The 18,333-nt window shown below is 64.4% G+C and carries 14 protein-coding genes; 4 read left to right on the top strand and 10 right to left on the bottom strand.

Annotation, left to right across the window (positions count from 1 at the left end; translation table 11 throughout):
• Positions 1 to 96 precede the first annotated feature (96 nt).
• The 3 genes from AC07DC_RS23650 (at position 97) to AC07DC_RS23640 (ending at position 3,260) form a co-directional block, all read left to right on the top strand.
• A complete protein-coding gene (locus tag AC07DC_RS23650; protein WP_478916448.1) occupies positions 97 to 1,509 on the top strand; it encodes a nucleobase:cation symporter-2 family protein in 1,413 nt (470 codons plus the stop codon).
• 92 nt (positions 1,510 to 1,601) lie between these two features.
• On the top strand, positions 1,602 to 1,802 hold the full coding sequence (locus tag AC07DC_RS23645; protein WP_478916447.1) for a TMEM175 family protein: 201 nt from the start codon (positions 1,602 to 1,604) through the stop codon (positions 1,800 to 1,802).
• 9 nt (positions 1,803 to 1,811) lie between these two features.
• The gene (locus AC07DC_RS23640) at positions 1,812 to 3,260 is read left to right on the top strand and encodes a recombinase family protein (RefSeq protein WP_478916446.1); all 1,449 of its coding nucleotides are present in this window, start codon (positions 1,812 to 1,814) and stop codon (positions 3,258 to 3,260) included.
• A 131-nt stretch (positions 3,261 to 3,391) separates the two neighbouring features.
• Here AC07DC_RS23640 and AC07DC_RS23635 read toward each other — a convergent pair whose 3' ends face one another.
• From AC07DC_RS23635 to AC07DC_RS23620, 4 genes are all read right to left on the bottom strand, one after another.
• Complete coding sequence (locus AC07DC_RS23635; protein ID WP_478916445.1) at positions 3,392 to 4,810, bottom strand: replication initiator; 1,419 nt, start codon at positions 4,808 to 4,810, stop codon at positions 3,392 to 3,394.
• Between the two features lie 256 nt (positions 4,811 to 5,066).
• Positions 5,067 to 5,255 carry a hypothetical protein gene (locus AC07DC_RS23630; protein ID WP_478916444.1) on the bottom strand — a complete coding sequence of 63 codons (189 nt, stop codon included), beginning with the start codon at positions 5,253 to 5,255 and terminating at the stop codon, positions 5,067 to 5,069.
• Positions 5,252 to 6,550 (bottom strand): FtsK/SpoIIIE domain-containing protein, encoded by a 1,299-nt coding sequence (locus AC07DC_RS23625; RefSeq protein ID WP_478916443.1) that lies wholly within the window; start codon positions 6,548 to 6,550, stop codon positions 5,252 to 5,254. Before AC07DC_RS23625 ends, AC07DC_RS23630 begins: the two co-directional genes overlap by 4 nt.
• Entirely contained in the window at positions 6,550 to 6,921 is a 372-nt protein-coding gene (locus tag AC07DC_RS23620) for an SCO3933 family regulatory protein (RefSeq protein WP_478916442.1), read from the bottom strand. Before AC07DC_RS23620 ends, AC07DC_RS23625 begins: the two co-directional genes overlap by 1 nt.
• A gap of 181 nt (positions 6,922 to 7,102) precedes the next feature.
• On the opposite strand from AC07DC_RS23620, the gene AC07DC_RS23615 reads away from it, so the two are divergent.
• Positions 7,103 to 7,879, top strand: a complete 777-nt coding sequence (locus AC07DC_RS23615) for a GntR family transcriptional regulator (RefSeq protein WP_478916441.1) — start codon at positions 7,103 to 7,105, stop codon at positions 7,877 to 7,879.
• A 359-nt stretch (positions 7,880 to 8,238) separates the two neighbouring features.
• Here AC07DC_RS23615 and AC07DC_RS23610 read toward each other — a convergent pair whose 3' ends face one another.
• The 6 genes from AC07DC_RS23610 to AC07DC_RS23585 form a co-directional block, all read right to left on the bottom strand.
• Entirely contained in the window at positions 8,239 to 9,276 is a 1,038-nt protein-coding gene (locus AC07DC_RS23610; RefSeq protein ID WP_478916440.1) for a ComEC/Rec2 family competence protein, read from the bottom strand.
• Between the two features lie 9 nt (positions 9,277 to 9,285).
• On the bottom strand, positions 9,286 to 9,894 hold the full coding sequence (locus AC07DC_RS23605; protein ID WP_478916439.1) for a hypothetical protein: 609 nt from the start codon (positions 9,892 to 9,894) through the stop codon (positions 9,286 to 9,288).
• An 826-nt stretch (positions 9,895 to 10,720) separates the two neighbouring features.
• The gene (locus tag AC07DC_RS23600; protein ID WP_478916438.1) at positions 10,721 to 13,660 is read right to left on the bottom strand and encodes a type I restriction endonuclease subunit R; all 2,940 of its coding nucleotides are present in this window, start codon (positions 13,658 to 13,660) and stop codon (positions 10,721 to 10,723) included.
• Positions 13,657 to 14,838 carry a restriction endonuclease subunit S gene (locus tag AC07DC_RS23595; protein WP_478916437.1) on the bottom strand — a complete coding sequence of 394 codons (1,182 nt, stop codon included), beginning with the start codon at positions 14,836 to 14,838 and terminating at the stop codon, positions 13,657 to 13,659. The genes AC07DC_RS23600 and AC07DC_RS23595 overlap by 4 nt, the downstream gene beginning before the upstream one ends.
• Positions 14,835 to 16,343 (bottom strand): type I restriction-modification system subunit M, encoded by a 1,509-nt coding sequence (locus tag AC07DC_RS23590; RefSeq protein WP_478916436.1) that lies wholly within the window; start codon positions 16,341 to 16,343, stop codon positions 14,835 to 14,837. Before AC07DC_RS23590 ends, AC07DC_RS23595 begins: the two co-directional genes overlap by 4 nt.
• On the bottom strand, positions 16,340 to 17,833 hold the full coding sequence (locus AC07DC_RS23585) for a type I restriction-modification system subunit M (RefSeq protein ID WP_478916435.1): 1,494 nt from the start codon (positions 17,831 to 17,833) through the stop codon (positions 16,340 to 16,342). Before AC07DC_RS23585 ends, AC07DC_RS23590 begins: the two co-directional genes overlap by 4 nt.
• Between the last annotated feature and the right edge of the window lie 500 nt (positions 17,834 to 18,333).

Below are 18,333 nucleotides of genomic sequence, written 5' to 3'. Positions count from 1 at the left end.
AGAACCGCCGCACCCACCCCTCTGCTTGATGTCTCGACCCGTACATGCACCTCCCTGAAATCCGCAGTGCCCTTGGCGTAACCGACAGGAGGAACCGTGGTCTCTCGATCCGTGGATTCGGATTCCGTACATCCCGTGGACCAGACCCTGCCCCCGGGCAAGCTCATCACCAGCGGCCTGCAGCACGTGGCCGCGATGTACGCGGGGGTGGTGGCGCCGCCCCTTGTCGTCGGAGCGGGCATAGGCCTGTCCACCGCCGACATCACCTTCCTCATGGGAGCCAGCCTCTTCACCGCGGGCCTCGCCACCCTGCTGCAGACCCTCGGCATCTGGAAGATCGGCGCCCGGCTGCCCTTCGTCAACGGAGTCTCGTTCGCCGGAGTGGCCCCGATGCTCGCCATCGGCAAGTCGGCGGCGCCCGGCCACGCGCTGCCCGTCATCTACGGCGCGGTGATCGTCGCGGGAGTGCTGGGATTCGTCCTCGCCCCCTACTTCTGCAAACTCGTCCGCTTCTTCCCGCCGGTCGTCACCGGCTCGGTGATCACGCTGATCGGGCTCTCCCTGCTGCCGGTCGCCATCAACTGGTCGCAGGGCGGCGTGCCCGGCGCACCCGGCTACGCGTCGGTGTCCAACATCGCGCTCGCCGGCGCGACGCTCGCCATCGTCCTCGTCCTGCGCCGCGTGCTCACCGGCTTCCTGCAGCAGATCGTGATCCTTATCGGCCTGGTGCTCGGCACGCTGCTCGCCATCCCGATGGGCAAGTCGGACTTCAGCCCCATCGGTGACGCGGGCCTGATCGGCTTCCCCGACCCGTTCCACTTCGGAGCGCCCGAGTTCCAGATCGCGGCCATCATCTCGATGTGCGTGGTCATGCTGGTCTGCATGACGGAGTCGACGGCCGACATCCTGGCCCTCGGCAAGATCGTGGACAAGCCGGCCGACGAGAAGATGCTCGCCGCCGGCATCCGCGCCGACGCGCTCGGCTCGGCCATCAGCCCGGTCTTCAACGGCTTCATGGCCAGCGCCTTCGCGCAGAACATCGGCCTCGTCGCCATCACCAAGGTCCGCAGCCGCTTCGTCGTCGCCGCGGCGGGCGGCATCCTCATCCTGCTCGGCCTGTGTCCCGCGCTGGCCTCCGTGATCGCCCTCGTACCGCAGCCGGTGCTGGGCGGCGCCGGCATCGTGCTCTTCGGTTCGGTCGCGGCCAGCGGCATCAAGACCCTCACCGAGGCGGACCTGTCCGACGGCAACAACCTGCTCATCGTCGCCACGTCGGTCGGCGTCGGCGTCATCCCGGTCGTCTCGAACACCTTCTACGAGCACTTCAACGACCACCTGAAGATCATCCTCGACTCCGGTATCAGCACCGGATGCCTGGTCGCGGTCGTCCTCAACCTCGCCTTCAACCACCTGGGCCGCAGGCCCGGCACCGAGGACCCGGGCGAGGGCGTCGCCGACGGCGCCGACGGTGAACAGGCCTCCGTGGAACGGCCGTTGCCCGTGCACTGACGCTCTGCGCGAACGGAGGGGGCGGCTTGATCCCCGGCCGCCCCTCCTCGTGTCAGGATGTGCCGATCACGGCACTCCGGAGGGGGACGGGAATGAATGAGTCGGGTCGGGTCGAGGCGTTCAGCGACGGCGTGTTCGCCATCGCGATCACGCTGCTGGTCCTGGAGATCAAGGTCCCGCCGCACGCGGGGGACCACCTGTGGTCCGCCCTCGGTGAGATGTGGCCGTCATACGCTGCCTACGCGGTGACCTTCCTGGTCATCGGCATCATGTGGGTCAAGCCTCGCTCATAGAGTGTTTGCATGGAGCGTTCGAAGACGAACAAGAAGCGTCAGACCGACTTCAGCGGCGAGCAGGCCGCGATCTACTGCCGGATCTCAAAGGCTGATGACGACGATCAGACGGGCGTCGACCGGCAGGAGCGAATCTGCCGAGACATAGCCGACCGTCTTGGTCTGGTCGTTGCACGAGAGCACGTGCACGTGGACAACAGCCGCTCCGCATGGCAGCGCAACCGCAAGCGGCCGGGCTGGGACGAGTTACTTGAGAGCGCCCGGCGGGAGAACGTCCGGCACATCATCGCCTATCACCCCGACCGCCTGATGAGGCAGCCGCGCGACCTGGAAGAACTGCTTCAGGTCGCCGATGACCACCGGATCATGCTCCATGGCGAGGCCAACCGCCGCGATCTGTCCGACCCCGACGACCGATTCATCCTCCGTATCGAAGTCGCGCACGCCTGCCGTTCTTCGGATGACACTTCCCGTCGCCTCAAGGACTTCACCGAGGAACGCGCGCAGGACGGCAAGCCGCACTCGGGCAAGCGCCGCTTCGGATACGCCAAGGGCGGGATGGAGATCATCGACGAAGAGGCGGTCATCGTGCGGGAGGTCTACCGCCGCTACCTTGACGGGGAGTCGCCCAGCGCCATCGCCCGTGACCTCACTGGGCGAGAGATCAAGACCGCCCTCGGCGCCAACTGGACCGCTTACACCGTTCGTGCGCTACTCGACTCCAACCACGTGGCAGCAGTCCGGGTGTACCAGGGCCAAGAGGTCGGGCAGGGCAGTTGGCCCGCGATCATCGACATGGGGACGTGGCGGGAGGCTCAGGCGAAGCGTCAGTTCCGGTCGGTCGAGTTCGATCAGACCGGGAAGGAAGCCCGCCGGAGGTTTTACCTCTTGCGCGGCGTCGTGACATGTGGAGCCTGCGGAACGTACATGTCGGGCAGCGGGAGCCGGGACAACTGGATGTACGTATGCAGTCGAAAGCTGCGCTACGACGAGAAGAAGTGCCAGCGCTCGATCGCAGCCGTCACGCTCGAAGAGTACGTACGTGATGTGGCACTGGAGGCGCTGAAGACGATGACCGTCGAAGGCCGGCCCACCGTCGTTGCCGTTCCGGAGAGCCAGGCTGCGGAGCTTCAGGCGGAGCATGAGCAGTTGGTCGATCTCAACGCCATGTGGACGGCTCGTGAGATCAAGACGAGTGAGTACCGCAGCATGCGCAAGACGATCGAGGAGCGGATTGCCCGGCTCCAGCGCAGAGCCGTTTTCCGCCCGGTCGAGGTACTGAAAGGGGTCACCGGACCCGGAGCGGCGAAGGCGTGGTTCTCCGACTCGATGACCGATGAGCGGCGGAACGCCATCCTGCGTTTCCTGATCGCTGCCGTGATCATCGGACCTGCTACGCACAAGGGCCGAGTATTCGACTATGACCGGGTGGAGATCGAGCCCAATCCGCTGGACTGATCACGAGCCCGGCCGGTCCACGTCGAGCAGCCGGGCCAGCCGTTGGGCGTGACGGAAGCTGATCCGCTTCGGGAAGCGAGCCGCCGCACGAGCCACAGCCTCACGGCGCCGCTGCCCTTCGTCCCGCCGCGTCACTCGGACGCCCTCCGCTCCTCCCGGGCGATCTCGCGGTTGGTGGCGAGGTCTTCGGCGATTCCGGCGGCTATGAGGGCGGCGCCGGGGGAGTGGCCGGAGCCGATGTAGCGCCAGTGCGCGTCGGTGATGGTGGCGGAGTCGCTGGGGAGTTCCGTTCCGGGGCGTTCGTGCGCGGCGCGTTCGGCGCGCAGTGCCGTGTATGTCGTTGAGTACGCGCGGGATTTGGTGAGGATGTGGCCGCGGTAGCCGAGGGTGTGGGTCCAGGCGCGTAGTCGCAGGGGTTCGTATTCGGGTAGGCCGCCGAGTCGCCAGCAGGTGTGCATGAGGGTGCGGACGTGCGCGGTGACGGGTGCGAAGTCGATTTCGGCGGCGCTGGTGATCGCGTGGTCGAGGCCGGCGGAGGTGTCGGCGGCTCCCTTGGTGACGTATTTGGCGACGTACGCGGCCACCACATCATCGTCCAGCCCCTCACCATCGCCGAAGGCCCGCAGCGGCCGGGCATCGAGTTGGCTGCCCCAGCGCAGTACACGTTCTCCCAGGGCCAGGCCGTAGGCGGTACAGAGTCTCGTCCGGTGCGCGGCCGACTGGACGGCGGCGCTGAGCCGCTCGGTTGTGCCCCAGATCGGGGGCGGATCGTGGGGACCGCTGGGGCCGTCGAGGCGCACGACGGCGTGGACGTGGATGGCTGCACGGCGCTGATATTCGGCGACCTTGGCGAAGGACAGCCGGGCGTGGTCGGGGAACGTGGACTGCGCGAGCCCGGCCGCCGAGGCCAGGTGTCGCCGTACGGCGCGGGTGAAGCGGGCCCACAGCTCCCCGGCATGTGCGTGCCACAGGACGTGTGCCGGGTAGTCGTAGCAGTCAGGGCACAGGGGTTGGCCGGCCGATGGGTCCGACGGTTCGTGTACCAGACCGCAGCCGACCGGCCGACCATGCTCGCAGGGGCCCCCATCGCGCCGGGGTCGGCATCGCTGGCCGTCGGTGGCTCGGTGGACGGGTCCGAAGCTGGGGGCGGTGAGGGTCACGAACAGCCGTGGCCGGTCGCGCACTTTTGTCGGGACGGTTTTGCCTCCGACGAGTCCGGCGCGAACCAGGTGGAAGGTGTCGCCTGCGTGGAGGCGGGAGCACGGTGCGCACACGGTCTGTCGCCGGTTGCGGCAGCGGACCATCAGCCGTTCGCCCGGCTCGTTCGTCGTGTCGTAGTGGTGCAGTATCTGGCCCGTGTCGGTGTCGCGGGTGGTGATGGAGCCGGTCAGGTAGACGGGGTGTGCGCATCCGCCGGTCGCGGTGACCTGCTCCAGCCAGCGGCCGAACAGGGGATCGTGGGCGCGGGCGATGATGTCGCGGTCGGTGTCGGAGAGCTGACGCAGGCGCGCCGCGCGGTTCAGTGCGGCGCGCCGGTCAGCGGGGGTCATGAAAGATCCGCCGGAAGCGGTAATGGTGGGGGCCTCCCAGGGTGAGCCGCCGAAGCGGCAAGGGTGGACGGGGTCGGGTGGGCTGTATTCATGGGAATCACTCCTTGTGGATCAAGGGTTTGGGTTAGCGGATGGTGCCTTTGCCCCGGCAGCAGCGGCAGCGCCGCAGGTGTCCGGTGCGGGTCTTGCGGGTGCGTTCGCCTTTGCAGATGGGGCAGATCACGCGGCGCATGCTCACGTAGGGGCCTCCGGTTGGTCAGTGGTGCAGGAAGCCGCCGAGCAGCCAGTTCACGGTGGCGATCACGGCCCAGCCCATCGGGGTCAGGGCCAGGTAGAAGCCGAACAGTGCGGCCATGGAGGCTTCCCAGGGGCGCATGTCCCGGGAGCGGACCAGCAGGACGGTGATGATCCCGAAGATGAGCACCAGGGGCATGGGGGTGGTCACTCGGTGCCCTCCGTGGGGAGGGTGGTGAAAGCCCGGAGTTTCGGTGCCCGGTCCGCGTTCCGGGCAGCTGCCGCTTGTGCGTCAGACACCGCAGTGAGGTGCGATCTGCCGCGCACCCAGCCGCCGTCATCTGCCGTGGTGACGGCGACACCTTGTTCGGTGGGTGTGATCGACTGTGCGACGGCCGCCGCGTCCTTGTTCAGGTCCCCGAGGGTCATTTCCGCTGTTCCCGGGTCGTTGACGCGATGGCAGATCCGTCCGCTGAGTTGGGCGCGCAGCGCGGTCACGCCGGGGCCGAGGTCGGAGCCGACTCGTTGTCCGGCCACCACCAGGTGCACGCCGAGCGCGGCACCGAGCTGCGCGATCCGCAGGAGGTAGGTGGAGCACTGTTCGGCTTCCGCCTTGTCTTCCCGGCTGCCGGAGGTGAGGTACAGCTCGGCGATCTCATCGACGATCACCATCACCGGTATCGGCCGGGCGATCTCCGGTAGATCCCAGATCGAGCGTGCCCCGGCCATCCGGCATACCCGCATCCGTTCTTGCAGATCCACCACCAGTGCAGAGAGCACGACCAGCGCTTCCCTGCGGCTGGTCGCGAGCGCGGACAGACGGGGGTCGAAGATCCCCAGTTCCATGCCGCCCTTGCAGTCGATCCCGACCAGTGCCACGGATTGCGGGGCGAGTTCGGTGACCAGCCGGGCCAGCAGCGTGGACTTGCCCGAGCGGGTCGCACCGACGATCAGCCAGTGCGGCACCCGGCGGAAGTCCATGACCCATTCCCGGCCGCTTTCCAGCATCCCCACCTGTGCCGTCAAGAGCGCAGCCTCAGCCGGAGCCGGGGGAGCTCCGGGTGCCGCCAGCGGATCGGTGGCGGTGGCGACCAGGTGCACGATCCCGCGTTCGGGCGAGGTCACCCGCACCGCGAACACCCGCCACGCGTGCGCCAGAGCGTCGGCCGCCGCCATGAACCGCAGGGGTGTCTGACCAGGGTGTAAACGCACCACGACGGACAGGCCGTTGGGTGTGGCCCGAGGGAAGGAGGTGCGCGGCGCCCGGGGCCGCAGCGCTGAGCCTTTGACCGCCATCCCGCCGACCCGGACCTGATCGGGGCGGTAGGACACCGACAGATCGTTGAGATGCGCGACTCTGCGCCAGGTGAACACCACCCGTGCCGCCGCGACCGGGTAGCCGGTCAGGTACCAGTACCAGGTAGGACGCCATTCGCGCAGCGCGCTGCCTGCCACCAAGAGCCAGGCGAGCACGACCAGCCCGAACGCCAGCATCAACGACCCCATCACGCACCACCCGCCTTACTGGGCAGCGTCGGTGCCGCCCCGCCCGCAGGGGACATGACCGGTATCGCGGTGATGGCTGCCGCGCGGAAGCTGATCCCGTGCCGGTCACCCATAGCCCAGGCGAACGCCTCCAGGCCGGTCACCTTGACCGGCATGCCTTCCTCGATGCCCCGCGGTTCGCCGGTCACGGAGATCTCGATCACCGAGACCCGCCGTCCTTCCTGCCGCACCATGACGGCCACGGTGTAGATCGTGTTGCCGTCCTTGTCCTTCTTGACCTCCTTGTTCTCGAAGTTGCCGATCTTTGCTTCCGGCGCGACCGCGCACCGCAGTACGCCGAGCCGGGATGTATCCACAGGTATGGCCTGCATGGGTGTTGGTCTCCTTGACCACTCAGACGCGGCGCATATGCCGTCGTCACTCGTCCTTACGAGTGACGACTATGCATGTCTTGACGGGAAGAGGCAAGCACTTATGCTGACGAGTGACGTAATACGTCGGGCGCTGTCCGCCCGAGACTCATCCCGTGCCCGCCAGCGGAAGGCCACCCACATGCCCGGCATCGAGCGCCACGAACCGCTCTACCAGCAGGTTGCCGCCGCGATCCGGCAAGGCATCGCGAACGGCGAGTTCCCCGCCGGCGCCCCGCTTCCCTCCGAGGCCCAACTCATCGAGCGCTACAAGGTTTCCCGCCCGACCGTGCGCAACGCTATTGCGGCGCTCAGGTCAGAAGGGCTGATCGACGTAGTGCACGGCAAGGGCAGCTTCGTGAAGGGCGCGTCGACACCGCCGCTGACGATCGAGCGGACCATCACCCGCACCGGCAAAACATTCACAACGGACCAGACCGTGTGGGAACAGGTCCACGAACCAACCGTCTACCGGACCACCACCACCACCGCAACCGGGCCCCTCCTCGAACTCGACGAGGAGGAAGCCCTCTTCGGTATCGACCGCGTGCTGATCAACCCGGCCACCGGCACCCGCGCACTGCACCGAGTATCGATCCCGTTCTCCACAGCTGAGATCGCGCCATCCCTCGCCGAGACACCCGACGCGGCGCCAGAAGCGATCTACGCGGCACTGACCGCCGCCGGGCACAAGCTCACCTGGTCCGAGACCGTGCAGGCCCGCATGCCGCAGGCCGACGAGCGCAGCACCCTGGAACTGCCCGACGCCACGCCAGTTGTGCACATCCTGCGCGTCACCCACGGCACCGAATATCAGCCGCTGATCCTCGAAGAGCTGCGCACCAGCGGCGCCCGCGCCCAGCTCTCCTACCGCATCACCGCCGACAGCCCCCGCACGCTCCGTGCCGTCCGCAGCTGACGAGCCGGATCGGTCCAAACCTTCTTCACTGACTCAAGGCCCGCGCACGGCGCGGGCGCGCGCCGCCGGGCGCGGCCTGCCTCCTGTCTTCGCCCCGGCTGGCCGCGCCCGGCGGCGCGCTCGGTGGCTGCGGGCATGAAGTGGGAGACACCCTCTATGGCTGGGGCGGTCGGCTCCACGGGTTTAGGCGGCCACTTTGGGGCGAGCCTCTAAGATCATGGCCCCAACGTCGTGCTTTACGGGCAGGTCCACAGACTGCCCGACTCGCCGGAAGCTTACGGGCCATGATCACTCGCCCCAAAGCAGCTCCCGCCCAAAGCCGCTCCGCCGACCGTGGCTGTTATTCCCGGGGTTTCGATCTAGTCATCTTCCTCTGCGAGAGGTCCAAACGGGGCAAGTGTGGTCCAGTTTGCTCGCGTCGGAGCGCCACTCCAATGCGTGATTGTGCGTCCTTCAGTTGCGAATACCTGGCAGCCCCGCCGACTCAGAGCGTTTACCACCTTTGGTGATGGATGCTTTTCTGAGATCTTCGCAGAACTAATAAATGCGGTCGCATCGGAGTATGAGGAGCCGCGTTCTCCAAAAATTCGGTTCAGAATCGTTGGCCCAAGATTTCTGCGGCTTCCGTGGTGTGGCGCCTGGAAAAAATTGAGTGGCGTAACGTGGAAGCTTCCTAGGGTGCGCTCGTACTGGTCGCACGCTTCATCGAGAGCAGAGATCCCGGCGTCTCCGGTGAACATCAACCTATTCGACCCAACGCGGAGTAGCGTGATCACGGATGTATTGTTTCGAGGGCTTGTCTCGCCATCGTCTTTCAATGTTTCAATCGGCAGGTAGGAAAGTGTCTTAGAGAGCAGATCTCGGACCGTCGAGGCGAAACTAGATTTGGACGCATGCGATAGACCGCTTCGCTGTTCTGCTAGGTGTTCTTCGAGCAACTTCTCGTAATAGGCTGTAGTGGGTCCTAGCACTGAAACCTGGCCACCGAATCGACTCAAGCCGGTAAATGGCTCGGTGACGGTGACTCCACGCGACTTGGCCAGCGAGAGCAACGAGTCTAGGGCCTCCAAGTTACTGAAATCGCTCACATCGTAAGTGTGCAATCTGGGCTGGTGGATCAAAAGTTCCTTCGCCTGTACCTTTTCAAGCAGTATGGACAGCCCATTGAGGTGATCCGCGTCTGGGTGAGTAGATACCACAAGATCGACAACATCGGTTTTGTAATACTTTGCAATGTGGTCGGCAAGGTTCTCGCCGATATGCGAGAAGCCGCCGTCGATCACCATGACTGCATTTCTCTGCTCAGCTTCGACGGTGAAGCGGATTGCAATGGCGTCGCCACTCTTCGAACCCGGTGCCGCCGCACTTTCCACTGGAAGGAAATCTACCTCGTACACATTGCCTCCTTATTGCTGCGGATTATTGCTGGTCGTGGAATTGGCGCTCTGACTGTCCTGCGAGGAAATCGGTAGCACGTCCAGTGCGTCCAGGAGGCGTTCAGCGTAGTCATAGGCTGCGGATTTAACCCAGTCCGAGTTCACTACTTTCCACCAAAAAAGTGCAAGACCTAGGCTGGCACAGGCTACCAACGCGAAGCCTGTTTTCCAGGCGAGCAGGTCGTAATGGGAAGCGACAACTCCCCCCACGCTTGCGCCGCAAGCAGCCACGGAAATGGTGAGGCCGATGGGTCGCATCCCGAGCATGTTTCGTCTAAATCCGTAATGGCAGTTCTCTAGGAAGATAAGCCTGAACTGTGACGTATCCCGCGTCTGGGAAATCAGATATTTTACGCCTACTTCATAAGCCTCATCGGCTTTCGCTGGATTACTGGTTTCCTGCCTCTTTGTTGGCATTGCTTGACCCGTTAGGTCAGTTATTTTCTGATGCCTGCGGGCCAGTAGTGTTTGATTCTTTGCGTCGCATTGTCTCAAAGCTAGAGTAGTTGGAGGGCCGCCCCAAGAGGACCACAGCTCGGGCTGGATGGCTCTGCCGCGATCCCTCACGAGTTGATCCACGAGAATTATTGTCCCGCTGGCCACTGCTAGCAACCACAACTTTTTCCAGTTGACCAGAGCGGGAATTAGAGCAATGCAGACGAGGGCGACAGGAAAGGCGACTATGAATGCTGGAGCGAGACGCGCCTTGCGGCTATACCCATCAACTAGATGGCCTATGTTGGTACCCAGTCCGGACAAGGAACCCCGCTTTTCGAAACCGACGTCGGTGCGTGCGTGACCGATGTCTTCGCAGCTGGACAGGTGCCGGTGGGGCGGCAGCTTTCTACTCTTCCAACATGTTGAGGCATCAGTCCGACATTGGATAGTTCTTTGCGAAACTTCTTCGCGACCCGTGCCCGGCTGTGTTTGGGGGCGGCCCATTCCGGTAGGCCCTCATGAGCAGTGGTCGGGTCCGTCGGCAGCCGGACTGGGCACTCCCTGGGCCGTGCGAGTTCGACCAAAGCTGACAGGCGGCACCCGTCGGTGACCACCCCCACCCCGCTCCGGCCTGGGCCGGCCGAGTTGATCTGCGAGACTGCAAGGGTTATGCCGAAGCCCGGAGAACTGAGCTGACGTTCGCTGGTCCCGCGCACTGGGAGTCTGTCGTTCGGGATGTGCCACAGTCGTGCCACATCGTGCGGTCAACCACGGTCAATGACGGGTCGTCGCAGTCGAGATGCACTTTTCCTGGGCCACCGCTACAGCCGAAACGACCTGGGGAACTTCGCCGCTGACCACGTCCGCCCTTACAAAGCCGTGGTGCCCGGTCTGCCGCTGGAACTCCCGTGGGCAGCCAGTACTCTGCGGCCAACAGTCTGCCGAGCTTGGAGGTTCCGAGGAGCAGCTAGTAGTACTCCCGGATGTATCCCAGCGCCTTCCCGAAGACCTCCTGGTCGCGGATCTTGAACTTGATGTAGAGCGCCTTGCGGAGCGCCTGCTGGACGAGGCGATCGCCTTCGTTGGTGTCCTGCCAGCCGTCGAAGCGGACGGTACGGACGACGGAGTCGACCTCGTCGACGACCTTCTCGGCGATGATCGGGGTCTCCTCGCCCTTGAGTGACTCGAAGAGGTCGGTCAGGGCAGCCTTGCCGCGCTCCTCACGGGGCACCTCGGCGGCGGCCTTCTCCGCTGCGACTGTGTCTCGCGCCAGCGCGAAGAGTTCCTTGAGGAACTCGAGCGATGCCTGCTGGGAGTGGGCGTACTTCTCCCGCAGGGCATTCAACCGCTGGCCGAGCTCGATGAAGGCCGGGGTGCCGACGTGCTTGGCGATGCGGGCGGTGATCCACTTCTCGACCTCGGCAGGGTCGATGTCCTTGCGCTTGCCGGTCATCAGGTCCTCGATGACCTGAGCGTCGAGGACGATGGTCTCCAGGTCGGTGCGGGGGACCTCGACTGTTACGTGCTGGTTTATGAGCTCTAGGGTCTTGGCGCCTAGCGTGTGCCAGACCAGTCGGCCGGTGACGTCGGTGGGCTGCACGGACTGGTAGACGTCGGTTAGCCAGCGGTAGTCCGACTCATACTCGGACAGGGTCGGGTCCGGGGAGAGGGTCTCCCACAGCTGGGCGACGACGCTGTACGCAGCTCCGAAGGCGTCGCGGGACTCGTCGGAGTCGATCGCGGTCTGTGCCTGGATCAGGCCCTCGTAGCCGCCGACGGTGCGGTCGACACCCGGGAAGAACGCCAGAGCAGCCTCGATCACGGGACCGAGCTGCTCGCGGAGGACCGAGATGTTGGAGATGACCTGCTTGACGGACTTGTCGTCGAACTCGAAGGCCTTGGCGACGTCGTCGAAGATGCCGAGGTAGTCCACTATCAGGCCGTGGCTCTTCGCGGGCGGGTAGACCCGATTCGTGCGGCAGATTGCCTGGAGCAGGGTGTGCTCGCGCAGGGGCTTGTCAATGTACTGGGCGTAGAGGATCGGGGCATCGAAGCCGGTGAGCAGCTTCGCGGTCACAATGATGATCTTCAACGGGTCGACCGGGTCGTTGAAGCGGGCGGTGATCCGCTCCAGCTCCTCCCGACCGGGCGTCCACTGCTTCCACGCCGGCTTGTCACCGCGGCTGGTGGACATCACGATCGTGGACACGTCCGGGCCGAGCAGGCGGTCAAGTTCTTCCTTGTACGCCACGCAGGTGGCCTTGTCGTAGACCACGACCTGCGCCTTGAAGTCCTGGGGCTCGACCTTGGTGGTGAAGTGCTCGGCAATGTCCGCGGCGATCTTGCGGACCCGTTCGGGGGCCTTGATCAGCGCCTCCAGGGAGGCGGCGTTCTTGGACAGGGTAGTGCGGTCCTCTTCGGTGAGCCCGTGGCGGTCGGCGAGCTCGTCGAAGGCTGCGTCGATCGACTCCTCGTCCAGGTGGATCTCCGAGAGGCGTGGCTCGAAGTGCAGCGGCAGGGTGGCGCCGTCGCGGATGGAGTCGGAGAAGGAGTAACGCGAGAGATACCCGTGCTCGTCAGCCTCGGAGCCGAACCACATGAAGGTGTTGCGGTCGCGCTTGTTGATCGGCGTGCCGGTCAGTCCGAACAGGAACGCGTTGGGGAGCGCCTCGCGCATCTTGCGTCCGTAGTCACCCTCTTGGGAGCGGTGAGCCTCGTCGACCATCACGATGATGTTGTCGCGCGCGTCCAGGACACCGGGTGCTTCGCCGAACTTGTGGATCGTGGTGATGATAATCTTCCGCGCCCCCGCAGTAAGGAGCTCCTGTAGCTCCCTGCGGGACTCCGTCGAGACCACGTTCGGTACGTCGGAGGCGTTGAACGTTGCTGTGATCTGGGTATCCAGATCGATCCGGTCGACCATGATGATCACCGTCGGCGAGGTCAGCCCCGCCGTCGCGCGCAGTTTCTGCGCGGTGAACACCATCAGCAGCGACTTCCCTGACCCCTGGAAGTGCCAGATCAGCCCTTGCTTGATCCGCCCGTGTAGCACCCGCTCCACGATCAAGTTAGTTGCCTGGAACTGCTGCAACCGCGCAATCACCTTGATCTTGCGGTGCTTCTTGTCGGTCGCGAACAGCGTGAAGAACCGCAGGAAGTCCAAGATCGTATCCGGATCCAGAACGCCCTCGACCGCCTCTTTGACCGCCGCGAGGCCCATCTTCACCGGTGTGTGGTCGTCACCGGACTCATCCGCACGCCACGGTCCCCACAGTTCCACCGGCATCCCGACCGACCCGTAGCGGAAGTCCTTGCCCTCGGTGGCGAAGTTGAGCACGTTCGGCACGAAGAACGCCGGCACGTTGACCTCGTAGTCCTCCTTCACCTGCGCGGCCGCGTCGATCCAGGAATACGCCGGCCGCACCGGCGACTTCGCCTCCCCCACGACCAACGGGAAGCCGTTGCACCAGATCACCAGGTCGAAGCGCCGCTCCAGCCGCCCAACCCCGTAAGTCACCTCGGTGGAGATGATCCAGTTGTTCGTGCTGTGCTCGCCGGGGTGGTCGAAATCGATCAGTTTGACGGTCACATGCTCGCCATTGGGCCCGAACGGCATCGACTTCTGCCCTGTGAGCCATGCCGCGAACTCCTGGTTCGCTACCACCGGATTCGGCGTGTTGCGCGCGGAGACCAGGATCGCGCGCAGCTGGTAGACCACCTCATCGGCCAGACGCGAATCCGCCTCGATGGTCTGGTTGAGGCGGATTAACGCCTCGCGCACCTGCTGCTCAAGCATGACTTCGTCCGTACGCCGAGGCAGATGACTCCCCGGCACAAACCGCACGTCCACCGACTCCACCAGATCCCGGACGAAGTCGCGGACGGTGTTTGCCTCGTTGAAGGTCACTGAGCACCGCCGAAGATTGCGCCCATGAAATGGTGGCGCAAGCCTGCAGAGGCCCGCTCAGCTGCAGATACCGCAGTGATAACCGAAGCTGCGGTTCCGGCGCGAGCATTGAAGCGGGACTGTTCCGCAAGGGTCAATCGCCTTACCTCTATGCCCGACGCACCCTTGACACCGATGTGGTGGATGTTTGTCCCGGCCGAGGCACGAAGGAACGCGCCGGTCTCAAACGCCCACGCGCACCAATGCTCGACGAATTCTGGAAGGCTGACACCGTCGATCGCGCGGTACCGCAGCAGGGTGTTCTGAAAGCAGACCACTCCAGCCAACTCGCCGCGCCAGACTGCCGGTATCCCAACTGCGGTTGCGCTGGCACTTCCTTCCGAGACCAGAACGTCGCCCGACTCAAGGTGAAATTTCGCCTGTTCATCAGGCGTGAAGTTCATCTGTTTGACGTCGTCGAGGTCGATACCGGTGAGCATGACATTCGCTGACCTAAGGTATGGAACCAGGTGCTCGCCAGCTTCATGCTTCGGAGAGCGCTGCCGCCCAATCGTGATATCGAATAATTCACCGGCCGTGGCACGTGAACCTTCCGTATCGAAGGCATCGGATCTAAGTTGCGTCAGCACGGCTCGAGCGGCTGCCATCCCAGCAACGGATGCTTGGCGATCACGCTCGACGGCCCAGAGGAGGTCGGCGAGGCGCTGCTGTTCGTCGAGGGGTGGGACGTCGAACTCGTAGCGCTGCATCTGACCCCAGAGCAGGCGAGGGTTCATCGAGCCAGTGGCCTCGGCAGTCGCGTAGGCGATGAAGTGGTCGGAGGCGAGGACGAGGGGCAAGAAATCCTGCAGGAGTCCGTTTTCGGTGACAGCGTCGAGGACGTAGGTCTTGTCGGCAACTACGCCGGAAAAGTTCACGACGCCGGACTTGCGAAGGTATGGACGTGCTGAGACGAAGAGAATCTGACCCGGCTGGAAGAGGTAGGTGAAGGTCGAGCCCATCTGCCCGTCGTTGACGTCGCCGAATCGCTCGATGGTGAAACTATCACTATCAATATGACCACCACCGACGTAGCGGTCGACATCGCCATTCACCGGGTCCGCCTGGGTACGGGAGCGGCGGATTACGTCGCCGAGCCGCACTCGCTTCCACGTGGTCTTATCTAGGTTGAGGCTCATCCAGCTACCTCCGCGCGCAACAGACCGAGAACGTCCTCGGCAGCGACGTCCGCTGCGGCTGCAGCCTCGCGCCATCCTGCGAGCGCCACTGCGACCGAGTCAGTGGGCGTCGAGCCACGACCTGGCGCGACAGGTGCGACGTACTGCGGAATAGCCATGTTGCCGTTGTTGGCGCGGATCTCGTCGAGGGTGGCGACTCGGGCGAAGCCTGGCTCGTCAGCGAAATTCTGGAACGCGCGCAGGATCCTCTGCTGATGTGTTTCGGAGAGGAAGGACTGGACGCCTGCCCGATAGAACTCCCTTTTCGCGTCGATAAAGAGCACCTTGTGCTTCCGGTCAGCCGGCTTCTGCTTTCGGAGGACCAAGACGATCGCTTCCATGCCCGAGTTGTAGAAGAGCCCATGGGCTAGACCGATCACCGCCTCGACAGCGTCGGCGTCGATCATGGCCTTTCGAACTGTCGCCTCCCCGATCCGGTTCAGAACCCCGTGAGGCAACAGGATTGCGGCACGCCCGGTCATGGGATCGAGGCTCGCCTCGATGTGCTGGATGAAGGCGTAATCCGCAGCGTTCTGGGGCGGTATGCCCCAGACGTCGCGGCCGTAGGGGTCCTTGGTAAAGGCAGCCCGGTTCCACGTCTTGATGGAGTAGGGCGGATTGGCCAGAACGACGTCGAAGGTCCGCAGCCGACCGTGGACATTGAGGAAGGCCGGCCTGGCGAGGGTGTCGCCGTGGGTGATGTAGCCGTCGGCGATGCCGTGGAGGAAGAGGTTCATCTTCGCGATCGCCGAGGTGCCGTAGTTGAGCTCCTGGCCGTACAGGCGCAGGTTGCGCCACTCCTTGCCCTGACGCTTGAGCTCGGCGACGGTGGAGATGAGCATGCCGCCCGTGCCACAGGTGGGGTCGTAGACCGACTCTCCCGGCTCGGGCTGGAGCATCATCGTCATCAGGTGCACCAGGGTGCGGTTGGTGTAGAACTCCTGGGCGGTGTGGCCGGAGTCGTCGGCGAACTTTTTGATCAGGTACTCATAGCCCTGCCCGAGCTCGTCCTCTGGCAGGTTCGCCACCGACAGCGTCTTGGTCGAGAAGTGCTCGACCAAGTCGGAGAGAGTCGAGTCGGGGAGCAGGTCCTTATTAGTCCACTCACCGTCGCCGAAGACGCCAGTGAGGGTGTCCGGGTTTGCGGACTCGATGGCCCGCATCGCGGCCTTGAGCGCGGTGCCGACATTGCTAGTGCCCTTGCGCAGGTCGGCCCAGTGGGCGCCGTCGGGGATGGCGAAACGATGGTTCTCCGGGAGGTCGGCCAACTCCTCGTCGCCATACACCTCCAGGGCGGAAGCGTGCTCCTCGTCGTAGACATCGGAGAGGCGCTTGAGGAAAACCAGTGGGAAAATGTACTGCTTATAGTCGCCAGCGTCGATCAGCCCGCGCAGCAGCACTGCGGCACCCCACAGGTAGGACTCCAGTTCCCGCTGGGCGATCCGCTTCGAGCTCGTCGTGGTCATGCGCCCAAACCCCACTTCGCCAGCTCGGCCTCCAGCGCTGCACCGGTCTCGCGTGCCTTCGCGTGCGCGGTCTCCAGGTCGGCCAAGGCCTGCTCCAGGGTGATCTGCTCGCCAACCTCGGCCGGCTCGACGTACAGCGGGATCTTCAGGTTCCAGCCGTTGATCTTGATGTCGTCCAGGGTCGCGACCGCGGCCAGGCCGAGCTGGTCGGCGTATTCCTGATACACCTTCAGGAGAATCTTGACGTGATCAGGCTGGAGGGTGTTCTGGTTGCGACCGCGCTTGGAGAGCAACTCTCCGTTGATGAAGAGCACCTTGTCCTGCTGCTCGGCGGGGCGCTGACGGCGCAGGATCAGCACGCAGGCGGCCAGGCCGGCGCCGTAGAACAGGTTGGGCGCCAGGCCGATGACGGCCTCCACGAAGCCGGCTTTGAGGATGTGCTCGCGGACGCGGCCCTCGGCGCCCTGACGGAACAGAGCGCCCTGGGGGAGGACGACCGCGACCCTTCCTCCGGTGGGTGAAGCGGAGGTGAGCATGTGCTGGACCCAGGCCCAGTCGGCGTACCCCTTCGGGGGCACCCCACCCAACTCATTGCGACCCCACGGATCGGAGGCCCACTGCTCGTGGCCCCAGTTCTTCAACGAGAACGGCGGGTTAGCGATCACACAGTCGAACCTGGCCAGCCGACCGTGGTCAAAGTACGCAGGGTCGCGCAGCGTGTCGCCGCGCTCGATATGAAAGTCCTCCATACCGTGCAGCAGCAGGTTCATCCGGGCAATCGCGGAGGTGGTGAGCACCTTCTCTTGGCCGTACAGCTTGCCGAGCACGGTCTTCGGGTCATCGCCGAGGGCCTTGATGTGCTGGATGACCTCGATCAGCATGCCGCCGGTGCCACAGGCCGGGTCGTAGACCGTCTCGCCTTCCTGGGGGTCGAGGATGTTGACCAGTAGCGCGACCACCTCGCGCGGGGTGTAGTACTCGCCGGCCTTCTTGTTGGACTGGTCGGCGAACCGCTTGATCAGGTACTCGTACGCCTGCCCCAGCACATCGGGGGCGGCCTCAGAAATCGAAAGAACCTTGGTCGAGAAGTGCTCGATCAGGTCGATCAGCTTGCTGTCCGGGAGCTTGTCCTTATTGGTCCAAGTCGCGCCGCCGAAGATGCCGTACAGCGTGCCCTGGTTGGCTTGTTCGATCCCGCGGAACGCCGTCTTGAACGCCTCACCGACGTTCTCGGTGCGCTCGCGCACGTCTTCCCAGTGACATCCCGCGGGGATGATGAACCGGTGGTTCTCCTCGAACGCCGCGTACGTGTGGTCGCCGCCAGACTCGTCCAGTGCGCGGGCGTACTCCTCGTCGTACACATCGCTGATCCGCTTGAAGAACATCAACGGGAAGATGTACGCCTTGAAGTCCGCCTGATCGATGCTGCCCCGCAGCAGATCAGCCGCCTTCGCCAGATACGACTCCAACTCCCCCAGCGTCAACGGCACCGGAAGCTCCTGCTCCCCCGCACCGTCGCGTCGCCGTACACCGGATAGTGCTCCGCGCCGCCGACCACCTTGTCCAGTTGTGCGGCGAAGTGATTGTCCGCCGACCGACCTTCAAGGACATCATCATGAGCCACGCACGTGCTACGCAGCGACACCAAACGTGCCACGAACACCCCACCCCAAGAACTAACGGCCGCTCAGGTACCCGGCCCCCCAACCGAGTTCCACCTGATACGTCAAACGATTCATCAGTTTAGGTGAAGATGCGGCATGCACGTAAGGGTCTTGCGGATCATCCGTATCCAAACCGTTGCCTTGCTGTCCGTTGCGCGATGCCAGCGTCACACCGGCAACGCGATGGGGGATAAGGGGGCGTTGCACATCGTCTGGCTGGGTCGCGCGTAGCTAGTGAGGTGGTTTTGAGGTGGTGGCTCGCCTCGTGTGTCGCCTTTCGTTTCAGATCTTGGCGGTCTGCTGCGTGAGTCCGTGAGTCGGCGCTG

Source organism: Streptomyces sp. NPDC045021 (assembly GCF_056432645.1).
The sequence above is the reverse complement of the archived record's forward strand: the minus strand, read 5'-3'. Positions and strand labels throughout refer to the sequence as shown.